At 58.9% G+C, this 11,986-nt stretch carries 9 protein-coding genes; 5 read left to right on the top strand and 4 right to left on the bottom strand.

Going from position 1 to position 11,986, the window contains the following annotated elements:
* Window positions 1–7: 7 nt before the first annotated feature.
* Window positions 8–2,398: a PAS domain-containing sensor histidine kinase gene (locus tag U5A05_RS02530; RefSeq protein ID WP_321835541.1), complete on the bottom strand. Its 2,391-nt coding sequence runs from the start codon at window positions 2,396–2,398 to the stop codon at window positions 8–10.
* A 74-nt stretch (window positions 2,399–2,472) separates the two neighbouring features.
* Between U5A05_RS02530 and U5A05_RS02525 the strand changes: the two genes are divergently transcribed.
* Window positions 2,473–3,450, top strand: a complete 978-nt coding sequence (locus U5A05_RS02525) for an alpha/beta hydrolase family protein (protein ID WP_261740707.1) — start codon at window positions 2,473–2,475, stop codon at window positions 3,448–3,450.
* Window positions 3,451–3,456: 6 nt separating this feature from the next.
* Here the strand turns inward: U5A05_RS02525 and U5A05_RS02520 are convergent, their stop codons facing one another.
* The 3 genes from U5A05_RS02520 to U5A05_RS02510 are packed head-to-tail and all read right to left on the bottom strand — an operon-like array spanning window position 3,457 to window position 5,916.
* Window positions 3,457–4,221, bottom strand: a complete 765-nt coding sequence (locus U5A05_RS02520) for a DnaJ domain-containing protein (protein WP_321835539.1) — start codon at window positions 4,219–4,221, stop codon at window positions 3,457–3,459.
* 1 nt (window position 4,222) lies between these two features.
* Entirely contained in the window at window positions 4,223–4,894 is a 672-nt protein-coding gene (gene murU, locus U5A05_RS02515; protein WP_321835538.1) for an N-acetylmuramate alpha-1-phosphate uridylyltransferase MurU, read from the bottom strand.
* On the bottom strand, window positions 4,891–5,916 hold the full coding sequence (locus U5A05_RS02510; RefSeq protein ID WP_321835536.1) for an aminoglycoside phosphotransferase family protein: 1,026 nt from the start codon (window positions 5,914–5,916) through the stop codon (window positions 4,891–4,893). Before U5A05_RS02510 ends, murU begins: the two co-directional genes overlap by 4 nt.
* Window positions 5,917–6,047: 131 nt before the next feature.
* On the opposite strand from U5A05_RS02510, the gene U5A05_RS02505 reads away from it, so the two are divergent.
* Genes U5A05_RS02505 through rsmA form a run of 4 tightly spaced genes read left to right on the top strand, consistent with a single transcriptional unit; the run spans window position 6,048 to window position 11,917 of the window.
* Window positions 6,048–8,801, top strand: coding sequence for an LPS-assembly protein LptD (locus tag U5A05_RS02505; RefSeq protein ID WP_261740703.1), 2,754 nt, complete (start codon window positions 6,048–6,050; stop codon window positions 8,799–8,801).
* Complete coding sequence (surA, locus tag U5A05_RS02500) at window positions 8,782–10,116, top strand: peptidylprolyl isomerase SurA (protein WP_395247281.1); 1,335 nt, start codon at window positions 8,782–8,784, stop codon at window positions 10,114–10,116. The genes U5A05_RS02505 and surA overlap by 20 nt, the downstream gene beginning before the upstream one ends.
* Window positions 10,113–11,102, top strand: coding sequence for a 4-hydroxythreonine-4-phosphate dehydrogenase PdxA (gene pdxA / locus U5A05_RS02495; protein ID WP_261740701.1), 990 nt, complete (start codon window positions 10,113–10,115; stop codon window positions 11,100–11,102). Before surA ends, pdxA begins: the two co-directional genes overlap by 4 nt.
* Window positions 11,099–11,917 carry a 16S rRNA (adenine(1518)-N(6)/adenine(1519)-N(6))-dimethyltransferase RsmA gene (gene rsmA, locus U5A05_RS02490; RefSeq protein WP_261740700.1) on the top strand — a complete coding sequence of 273 codons (819 nt, stop codon included), beginning with the start codon at window positions 11,099–11,101 and terminating at the stop codon, window positions 11,915–11,917. Before pdxA ends, rsmA begins: the two co-directional genes overlap by 4 nt.
* Window positions 11,918–11,986 lie beyond the last annotated feature (69 nt).

The raw sequence follows: 11,986 nt of genomic DNA, 5'->3' as shown, positions 1-11,986 counted from the left end.
TTCCTCATCAACGTTTATCAACCAAAGGCACGCGGACCGTCAGGGTCGTTCCCTCTTCCGGAATGCTGTGCAAAGACAGCGTTCCGCCCAGCATCAAAACCCGCTCGCGCATTCCTACCACGCCGAACGAAGTCGGCCGGCCAGTAGACGGCACAAAGCCCTGCCCATCATCACTGATGCTCAGGCACAGCTCCTTGCCTTCCACGCTCAGGGTCAGCTCAACCGTATGCGCATGGGCATGGCGCATCACATTGGTCAGAGCTTCCTGCAGGATACGAAATAACCCCACTTCCTTGGCCGCGCCAAGCGGCGGCAAGTGTTCCGGCACCTGCACCAGACACGGAATGTGGGTACGCGCTTCAAAGCGTCTGGCCTGCCATTCGATGGCTGAGCTGATACCCGCATCCAGAATCGGCGGGCGCAGTGAAGTGGCCACATCACGCACTAGCTGGAAGAGCTGTGCAATCAGTTTTTTCATGCTGTTGAGCCGTTCATTCAACCCCGGATCGAGCTGCGCATAGGCCAGCTCGCACATCGAGGTTTCCAGCTTGAGCACCGTCAGCATTTGACCTAACTCATCATGAACTTCACGGGCGATGCGCGCCTTCTCTTCTTCACGCACGCTTTCAAGGTGCGCCGACAATTCGCGCAGTTGCCCACGGGAGCTGTCGAGTTCGAGTTCAATACGTTTGCTTTCGCTGATATCCCAGACAATGCCGTCCCACACTACGGTGCCATCATCCAGACGGCGAGTGATCGCCTTGATTTCAGCCCAGCGCTGCTGGCCTTGGCGGGTCAGAATCCGACCTTGCCATGACCAGTCACTGTCGCTGTCCAGCGCCAGATCCTGCATCCGGTGGTAGTCGGCCCGGTCATCAGGATGCACCAGGCTGCGCAAACCCACCTCGCGCAAGCGCAACGTCGCCGGGGAGAAGCCCGCCAGGCTTTCGCTGCCTTCACTGATATAGGGAAAGTCCAGTTCGCCAGTCAGCAATGAGCGCTCCAGACGAAAGACCAACCCTGGCACATTGGCGGCAATGCCCTGCAAACGTGCATCGCTCTCTTGCAGTGCGGCCTGCACCCGGTGCCGTTCGGTGATGTCATTGAGGTACACGACCAGGTATTCCGCCGTCTGAAAGCGCAGAAAACTCAAGGTCACATCCGCCGGAAACTCACTGCCATCGGCCCGCACACAGAGGCTTTCACTGCGGTGCACGCCCTCTTTGCGATTGCGTGCACGCCGCCACATATTCAACCAGCGGTCCATGTTCAGGCCTGGTTCAAAATCGCTCAACGGCCGGTCCAGCACAGCCCCCGGCTGATAGCCGAGCATGTCTTCGGCAGCCCGATTGGCGTAGCGCACATGGCTGTCCCAATTGACCCACAGGATGCCCACCGGGCTTTGGTCGATTGAAAATTGGCTCAAGCGCAAAGCCTCGGCACTGGCAGTATGCAAGACCAAGTCTTCACGTGCGCCGAGCAAGGCGCGCTCCAGAGCCGTCTGCTGACGACGTTGCCACACCACAATGGCCATGCTGGCCAACAGCAACGTACCGATCAATAAACACAGGTTCTGCCAAAAGCCGGGCGATGGCCCAAGGTGCGGATACTTGGGTTGCAGCCAGCGGCTGTGCAGTTGCTCCATGTCCCGCGCCGGAATTGCATGCAACCCACGCTCTACGATACCGGCCAACTGCGGCCAGTCTCGGCGCGTCGCAACCCGCAACAATTGCGGCAAGCCAACATCACCCACCACCGCCAGCCCCGCAAACTCTGGCTCGGCAGACAGCCGGCTGAGCTGAGCTTCGTCGATTACCGCGTAAGTGGCTTGCTGGCTGAGCAACAACTGTAGGGCTTGACGCTCCAGCGGCACACCTTGCAGGTTGAGGCCGGGGTAACTGCTGCGCAAAAAATCGGCCGTGGCGCTGGGCATGCGCACTGCGACCCGGGTCTTGCTATCCACTCTCTCCAGGTCGACCGAGCCGGTGCCATTGCGTACGCCAACCAGTAACTGCGGAACCCGCATGTAAGGATCGGAAAACAGCCACAAGCGCAAACCGGCAGGGGTTTGCGTCAACCCCGGCACGAGATCGATCTCTCCCGCTCGGGCGGCCTGCTCAAGCTGTGCAAGGTCCGGGTAGTTACGCCACACCAGTTCAACATCGAGCGCCTGCGCCAGCCACTTCATCAGTTCGACATTGGCGCCCGAGAGCTGCTGAAGCCGTTGATCAAACCTGGCATAGGGTGCCTGCAAGACCAACCCCACCCGCAGCTCTTTATGCTGGGCCAGCCATTGGCGCTGCTCCTGCGACAATTGAGCCGCAGGCACAGGTGCCGCATGGCCCATCAAGGGCAGCCACAACCAGCCGATAACCCACAGATAGCAAAAACGTCTCATCTAAACGCTCACACCCTGACAAATACTGATCAACCCATTACGCTGCCGGGACTACTTCTGGCTTGGAATATCCGATGTTTTCTTATCGTCTGGCGCTACCGGCCTTGTGCCTGTCGCTGATGTTGCCACTCGCCCTGCCAGTATTTGCAGCCGAGACCGAATCCGAGACCAAGCCGCCCGTGCGCGAACCGTTGCCCGAACGCAGCCAGGAAGATGCGGCGGCTCTGCAGCGACAAATTCCGCAACAAGAGCAGCAACAACTGCAGGCCCCGAACGATAGCTTTCTCGCCCTGTGGAAACCTGCCAACAGTAGTGCCGCCAGCGGTGCGGTGATTATCATCCCCGGTGCTGGTGAAACTGCCGACTGGCCATTGGTCGTGGGCCCGTTGCGCAACAAGCTGCCGGACGCCAACTGGGCCAGCCTGAGCCTGAGCTTGCCGGACATGCAAAGCGAGGCCAGCCAGCCGCGGGAGGTCGAACCAGAGAAACCTCCTACGACATTAGCGACAGACAGTAGCAGCAAAGCGGCCAGCACCACAGCCAAACCCATCGAGCAGGCGGCCAGTGCTGGTACAGAAAGCCCGGACTCCGAGACCACGCAAAACCCTGACGAATTGAGCAAGCTCGATGCCGAACGCATCTTCGCGCGCATCGAAGCGGGCATTGCCTTTGCCCAGCAACAGAACATGCGCAGCATTGTTTTGCTCGGGCATGGCTCGGGAGCTTACTGGGCATCACGCTATATCAGTGCTAAGCACCCGGCCCAGATTCAAAAACTGATCATGGTTGAAGCCCACAAGCCCGTTCAGGCCCAACCTGATTTGAGCCAACTGACGCCCGCCTTGAATATCGCGCTGCTGGATATTTTCTATAAAGACCAACCATTGGCTCGCGAAGCCGCCTTGCAACGGTTACAGGCCAGCAAGCGGGCTAACGGGGCGAATTTCAAACAAGTGGGATTGGTTGCCACCCCGGGAAACCGGGATGGCGAACAGGAGCAGTTGTTCCGTCGAGTGCGTGGCTGGCTCAGCCCGCAGCCTGTGGACAAATGAACGGTGCTAGAAGCCGCGCCGCTCACGAATCAAGGCGTAGGCATGATGCAATTCGCGGGTTTTTTCCGTGGCTTCACGCACCTGAGCCGGGCTGGCTCCGGTGCCAGCTACCTTGTCCGGGTGATGACGGCTGAGCAAACGTCGATAGGCACGTTTGATGTGTGCCGGTTCACAGGTGGCCGTGACCCCCAGCAAGGTCAGCGATTGCTGATAAGTACCGCCACGGGTGGCCAGGGGTTTTCTTTGGGTATCATGTTCACCCCCCAGCAACAGAACCTGTTGCCGGGTCCAACCCAGCCAACTACCCCAAAGCACAATCAGCTCGCGCTCTTGGGGAGCCACTCGGCCGTCCGCCAGAATCATCCGCCAACAGGCACGCAACACCCCTTCTGCCGCATGGGGTTGAACCTTGAGACGACGCAGATAGCCGCGTAATGAATCACTCCCGGACTTGCCACGATTGAACGCGGCAATCGCACGATTCTGCGCAGAGGGTTGCATATCGAGTTGACGCATTTCCAGCCGCGCCTGCTCGATATGTTTATCCACTACACGACCACCGCTTTTCGCCAATCGGCCAAGCAGGAGAAACAGCAGTTCATCGTTGCGCAGCACCGGCCGGGCACCAAGACGTTCAAGCAGATGCGCCCAACTGTGCAGTTGCAAACGCCGATCCAGCGCTTGCCCCAATAAAGCACCGAGCATGGCCCCCGGAATGCTGGCAATGAAAAAGCCCGCTCCGGCTCCAATCAGAGTCCCTGGCCACAACATTTTAGCTGGCGCCCTTGATCAACGACTCGACCTCGGCCAAGCGTTCATGCGTGCCCACATCCACCCAATGCCCCTGCAAACGTTCCCCTGTCACTTGCCCTGCGGCGATCGCCTTGCGTAATAGCGGCGCCAGCTTGAACGCACCCGCAGCACAACCCTTGAACAGCTCAGGGTCGAGTACTGCGATCCCGCTGTAGGTCAGCGTATCGGCACCCGGCAGGCCGTCTTGAACGTATTCGCCGTTAAGGCTGAAATCCCCGCTCGTGTGGTGCGCCGGATTAGCTACCAGCACCAAATGCGCCAGCCCTGTGAGTGGCTGGCGCAAGGCGCCAAAGTCGTAGTCGGTCCAGATGTCACCGTTGACCACGGCAAAAGGTCCATCGCCCAGCAATGGCAGGGCTTTAAAAATCCCGCCACCGGTTTCAAGCGGCTCACCTTCCGGGGAGTACTGGATGCTGACGCCAAACCGCGAGCCGTCGCCCAGGTGGTCTTCAATTTGCTGACCCAGCCAGGCGTGGTTGATCACGATGTCGGTAAAGCCCGCCGCTGCCAGTGCCCGCAAGTGGTACTCGATCAGCGGCACGCCACCCGCGCGAATCAATGGTTTTGGCGTGTGCAGGGTCAGCGGTCGCAAACGCTCGCCCTTGCCTGCTGCCAGAATCATCGCTTTCATGCATCGGCCTCGCTGGCCAGGCCAAGGCTGGCGAACAATTCACTCAGTTCAGCCAACTCGGGACGCCGCGCCAGCACTGCTTCTATATAAGAGAAGAAACGCGGCACATCGGCCAAATAGCGTGGTTTGCCATCGCGATGGCAAATTCGGGCAAAAATACCGATCACTTTCAAATGCCGCTGCACACCCATCAGGTCGCTGGCGCGCAGGAACTCTTCAAAGTCGCGTTGCACCGGGATACCCAACGGCAGCGCCAGCTTCCAGTAGTCCTGCAACCACACACGCACACGCTCTTCGGGCCAGCTCAAGAAGGCGTCCTTGAACAGGCACGTGATGTCGTAGGTCACCGGGCCATACACCGCGTCCTGAAAATCCAGCACCCCGGGGTTGGGGATGCTGAGCATCAGGTTGCGCGGCATAAAGTCGCGGTGAACCAGCACCTGAGGCTGTGCCAGGGCACTGTCGATCAGCAGCCCGCTGACCCGTTGCCAGGCGCCCAGTTGCTGTTCATTGAATTCCACGCCCAGGTGAGCGCGCACGTACCACTCGGGGAACAGTTCAAGCTCACGGCGCAGCAAGGCCACGTCATAGCTGGGCAAAGGAGTGGTCATCGGCAATTGCTGAAAGGCCAGCAAGGCTTCGATGGCATCCTTGAACAATTCATCGGCGTTGGTGCTGTTAATCACATCGAGAAAGGTTTTATTACCCAGATCGTTGAGCAAAAGAAAGCCGCGCTCGAGGTCCTGGGCATAAATTTTCGGTACGTTTATCTGGCAGGTTCGCAAGAAATCAGCGATATCGACGAAAGGTTTGCAGTTTTCCTGGGGCGGCGGCGCGTCCATGACGACAAAACTGCGCCCCTCGCCTTCCCAGCGAAAATAGCGTCTGAAACTCGCATCGCTACTGGCAGCAGTCAACGTGGCTGGGGGTACAGGACCCCAACCCTCATTCGCGAACAAGGTTGCCAACTGTTCATCCAGCCAAACTTTCAGGTGTTGCAAGCGTACATCTTGGTCAGGCATTACAAGGGTCTCCGACGGCGCTAGCCGTCAAGCGGGTCATGCTTTATTATCCAGAATCTTTTCCAGACCATCGATAGGCGTGCGGTCCCCCACCGCGGGCTGATGGCACGCAGGAAGCCCGGACTAATAAGATGGCATTGAAATCCCCCGCGTTTCGTAAAAAATTTCCGTTGCTGGTAACCGGCAGTTTGCTGGCCATGCAACCTCTAGCTACGCCGTTCGCTTTTGCCGAGGAACAGTATGACTGTTCCGTGTCGGCTACGGGTGGCTGGGATTGCGCGCCAAAAACCAACGTTGCGCAGTTGCCGCCACGTCCGTCACACAGTGACGGGTCTTTAGGCGCCAACGGTGAAACCGCCGAGCAAGCCGCACAGGCTCCGCTGGTGACTGAAGCCAAAGGCCGCGGGCTCAAGGCTCGCAGTGCTGACTACAGTCACCTCGACTGGGTTCCGCGTGAGCAGCTGACAGCCGCGCAACTGGCCGAAACCGGTCCGTACTGCTCCGGGTCTTACGTCGAGCCCAACCGTCCGGGCATGCATGACACCACCAGCAAAAGCGATGCGCCTACGTTTGTGGGCGCCAAAGCCTCCCGCTATCAGCAGGAAGAGCAGGTCGCGACCCTGGCCGGTGACGTCGTCATGCGCCAGGGCAGCATGCAGGTCGAAGCCGACGAAGCCAGCCTGTATCAGGCTGAAAGCCGTGGCGAACTCAATGGCAACGTCCGCCTGCGTGACAACGGTGCATTGATTGTTGGTGATCACGCCGACGTTCAACTGGACACCGGCGCCGCCAAGGTCGACAACGCCGAATACGTGCTGCACAAGTCGCGTATTCGCGGCAGTGCGCTGTACGCCAAACGGGCTGAAGACTCGATCATCCGTCTCAAGGACGGTACGTACACCACGTGCGAGCCGAGCAGCAACGCCTGGCAACTCAAGGGCAACAACATCACGTTGAACCCGGCTACCGGTTTCGGTACGGCGACCAACGTGACGCTACGGGTCAAAGACATCCCGATCTTCTACACCCCGTACATCTATTTCCCGATCGACGATCGCCGTCAGTCCGGTTTCCTGCCGCCGTCTTTCAGCAGCAGTTCCGACACCGGCTTTATGCTCGTGACTCCGTACTACTTCAACCTGGCACCTAACTACGATGCCACGTTGTACCCGCGCTACATGACCAAGCGCGGCTTGTTGATGGAAGGTGAGTTCCGCTACCTGACCGAATCCAGCGAAGGTCAGTTTGGTGCCGCGTACCTCAACGACGACAATGACGACCGCAAACGTCAGACCGACTACACAGACAAGCGCTACATGCTTAACTGGCAGCACAAGGGCGGCCTGGATTCGCGCGTCCTGACCGAAGTTGACTACACCAAGATCAGCGACCCGTATTACTTCCAGGACCTGGAAAGCGACCAGATCGGCGTTGAAAGCCGTGATTACCTGAACCAGCAGGGTGCCGTCAGCTACCGTGGCGATGACTACACCGCCAAGCTGAACGTGCAGGCTTATCAGCTGGCCACCGTTACTCAGATCACGCCTTACGACATGCTGCCGCAGCTCACCCTCAATGGTGTCCTGCCGACGCAACCGGGTGGTCTGAATATCGGCTACAACACCGAGCTGGTTCGCTTCGATCGCAACCTCGAAAACGGCAGCTACACCAACGAAGATGGCACGGTAGATCCTCGCCTCGACAACAACGTGGCTGGCCTGGCCCGGGCCAACGGTACGCGTCTGAACCTTGCGCCGAACGTCAGCATGCCGCTGAACTGGAGCTACGGTTACCTGACGCCTTCGTTGAAGTACATGTACACCCAGTACGATCTGGATCTGGATGGCATCGGCAAGACAGAAATGGTCAAAGACGGCCAGAAATTCAACAGTTCGGTCAACCGCAGCGTGCCAATCGCCAGCGTCGACAGCGGCCTGTATTTCGACCGTAACACCAACTGGTTCGGCACCGACTACCGCCAAACCCTGGAACCGCGTGCGTTCTATCTGTATGTACCGGAGAAAAATCAGGATGACATCCCGATTTTCGATACCAGCCAGAGCACCTTCAGTTATTCCTCGCTGTGGCGTGACAACCGTTTCACCGGCACCGACCGTGTGGGCGACGAGAACAAGCTGTCGCTGGGCCTGACCAGTCGCCTGATCGAAGACGACGGCTTTGAGCGTCAGCGCATCAGCCTGGGCCAGGCTTACTACTTCCAGGACCGCAAGGTTCAGTTGCCTGGGATTGACGCAAACCGTAAGGACGCAACTTCCAGCGTGTCTCCGTATGCACTGGAATACGCCTACCGCTTCAACCGCGACTGGCGCGCAACAGCCGACTACAACTGGGATCCGGAAACCCACAGCCCGCGCTCGGGCAGTGCGATGCTGCACTACCAGCCTGAAGACAACCCGAACAAGGTTATCAACGTCGGCTACCGCTATCGCGACGACCAGGTCCGCTACGACCAATACACCGGCAAATGGACTGTGGGCGGCGGCGACTACCTGTCTCCAGGACAACCGGGCTACATCAAGGATTACTACAAGATCCAGCAGCACGATTTCTCGGTTATCTGGCCGATCGTGCCGCAATGGAACGCCATCAGCCGCTGGCAGTACGACTACAACCGCAACCGTACCCTGGAAGCCTTCGGTGGTTTCGAGTACGACAACTGCTGCTGGAAGCTTCGTCTGATCAGCCGTTATTGGGTATCCAACGACGAGTACACCCAAGCAGCCCCTCTTAATGAGAAGGGCGACCATGGTCTCTTCCTCCAAGTTGTGCTGAAAGGTCTCGGTGGCGTTGTTGGCACCAAAGTAGAGAGCTTCCTCGACAAAGGCATCCAAGGTTATCGTGAACGTGAAGATCAAGCTTTCTGAGTGTCTGCGCCCGCTAATGCTGGGCGCGTTGTTCCTGGGTACCGCAGCTAGCGCTGCGGTACAGCCCCTGGATAAGGTGGTGGCCATTGTCGACAACGACGTGATCATGCAGAGCCAATTGGACCAGCGTGTCCACGAAGTTCAGCAAACCATTGCCAAGCGTGGCCAAGGCGTACCGCCTGCCAGCGTTCTGGATCAGCAAGTGCTTGAGCGCCTGATCGTCGAAAACCTGCAACTGCAGATCGGCGAACGCTCAGGTATCCGTATCGCGGATGAAGAGCTGAACCAGGCCATTGGCAGCATTGCCCAGCGCAACGGCATGTCCATCGAACAGTTCCGTCAGGCTCTGGCCCGCGACGGCCTGTCTTATGAAGATGCCCGCGAGCAGGTTCGTCGCGAAATGATCATCAGCCGTGTGCGTCAACGCCGCGTGGCTGAGCGCATTCAGGTAACGGATCAGGAAGTGAAGAACTTCCTGGCCTCTGACCTTGGCAAAATGCAGCTGTCCGAAGAGTACCAACTGGCCAATATCCTGATTCCAACGCCTGAAAGCGCGAATTCGGAAGCCATCCAGAACGCAGCCAAGCAGGCTGAGGACGTCTACAACAAGCTCAAGCAAGGCGCGGACTTTGGCCAAATGGCTATCGCTCGCTCCGGCAGCGATACGGCACTGGAAGGCGGCGACATGGGCTGGCGTAAAGCTGCCCAACTGCCACCTCCTTTCGACCGTATGCTCAGCGAAATGCCTGTGGGTGACGTGACGCCTCCAGTGCGTACGCCTGGCGGCTTCATCATCCTCAAGCTGAATGCAAAACGTGGCGGCGGATCGGTTGTAGTGGACGAAGTTCATGTTCGCCACATCCTGATCAAGCCAAGTGAAATCCGCAGCGAAGCGCAAACCAAAGAGCTGGCAGCCAAAATCTACGACCGCATCACATCGGGCGAAGACTTTGCCACTCTGGCCAAGACGTATTCGGAAGACCCGGGTTCTGCCCTTAACGGCGGCGACCTGAACTGGGTTGACCCCAATTCGCTGGTACCCGAGTTCCGCGAAGCCATGGCCGATACTCCGCAAGGCGTACTGTCCAAGCCGTTCAAGACTCAATATGGCTGGCATGTCCTGGAAGTCCTTGGCCGCCGCGCCACTGACAGCACCACCCAGGCCCGTGAACAGCAGGCAATGAACGCACTGCGTAACCGCAAGTACGACGAAGAGCTGCAAACCTGGCTGCGTCAGATCCGCGACGAAGCCTATGTAGAAATCAAACTTCCTGGCGCTAGCGCAACAGATGGCGCAGGTCAGGCCGCGCAGTGAAAACACAGCGTTTTGCACTGACACCCGGCGAACCGGCAGGTATAGGTCCAGACCTGTGCCTGCTACTCGCCTCGCAACCCCAGCCGCACCCCCTGATAGCAATCACCAGCCGCGACCTGCTCCTTGAGCGGGCCGCGCAGCTCGGTGTGGCTGTCAGCCTGTTACCGGTCGAGCCTGGCAACTGGCCCGAAAAACCTGCCCCAGCAGGCAGCCTGTACGTCTGGGATACCCCACTGAATGCCAAAGTCACTGCCGGCACACTGGACAAGGCCAATGCAGCGTTTGTGCTGCAAACCCTGACCCGCGCAGCGCAAGGCTGTCTGAATGGCGACTTCGCGGGCATGATCACCGCCCCGGTGCATAAAGGCGTGATCAACGAAGCGGGCATCCCGTTCTCCGGGCATACCGAATTCCTTGCTGACTTGACCCAGACCGAGCAGGTCGTGATGATGCTTGCCACCCACGGACTGCGCGTGGCACTGGTAACCACTCACTTGCCACTGCGCCTGGTCAGCGATGCAATCACACCCGAGCGTCTGATGCGGGTTACCCGTATTTTGCACGCCGACCTGCAACAAAAATTCGGCATTGCCCAACCGCGTATCCTGGTCTGCGGGCTCAACCCCCATGCCGGTGAAGGCGGACATTTGGGCCATGAAGAAATAGACATCATCGAACCAACCCTGGAGCGCCTGCGCAGCGAGGGCATGGACCTGCGTGGCCCGCTGCCTGCCGACACTCTGTTTACCCCCAAATATCTGGAACACTGCGACGCAGTGCTGGCGATGTACCACGACCAAGGCCTGCCCGTACTCAAGTACAAGGGGTTCGGTGCCGCAGTCAACATCACCCTGGGCTTACCGATTATCCGCACCTCTGTCGACCACGGCACCGCCCTGGATCTGGCGGGTAGCGGCAAGATCGATACCGGCAGCCTGCAAGTCGCCCTGGAAACCGCCTACCAGATGGCCGAGACCCGTATATGAACGAGCAATACCAACACAAGGCGCGCAAGCGCTTTGGTCAGAACTTCCTGCACGATGCGGGCGTTATTGACCGCATCCTGCGTGCCATCCACGCCAAGGCTGACGATCGCCTGCTGGAAATCGGGCCGGGCCAGGGTGCCCTGACCGAAGGCATTTTGAACAGCGGTGGCCAGCTCGACGTCGTGGAACTCGACAAAGACCTGATCCCGATCCTCAATCGCCAGTTTGCAGGCATGAGCAACTTCACCCTGCACCAGGGTGACGCGCTGAAGTTCGACTTCAAGAGCCTTAATGCAGCACCGCGCACCCTGCGCGTGGTCGGAAACCTGCCGTACAACATTTCCACCCCGCTGATTTTTCACCTGTTGAAAAACGCCGACCTGATCCGCGACATGCACTTCATGCTGCAAAAAGAAGTGGTTCAACGCATGGCCGCTGGTCCTGGCGGTGGCGACTGGGGTCGTCTGTCGATCATGGTTCAGTACCACTGCCGCGTCGAACACCTGTTCAACGTAGGCCCCGGCGCGTTTAATCCACCGCCAAAAGTTGATTCGGCAATTGTCCGCCTGGTGCCGCACGAAGTGCTGCCGCATCCGGCCAAGGACCATCGCATGCTTGAGCGCGTGGTTCGCGAAGCCTTCAACCAGCGCCGTAAAACCCTGCGCAACACCCTCAAAGCCTTGCTCAGCAACGCTGAAATCGAAGCCGCCGGCGTCGATGGCAGCAAGCGCCCAGAGCAACTCGACCTGGCCGCCTTTGTGCGTCTGGCCGACAAGCTCAGCGAACAACCTGTCGAAGCGCCCGCTGCCGACTGACCGCTGAGAAAAAACGGGTACCCGGTCAGACACCACGTCTGGCCTAGTACCCGTTGTTTGGCCTAGACT

The sequence above is a fragment of the Pseudomonas kulmbachensis genome (assembly GCF_963681935.1).
Classification (GTDB): Bacteria; Pseudomonadota; Gammaproteobacteria; order Pseudomonadales; family Pseudomonadaceae; genus Aquipseudomonas; species Aquipseudomonas kulmbachensis.
Note: the sequence above shows the minus strand (reverse complement) of the source record. Positions and strands in the feature narration are given on the sequence as shown.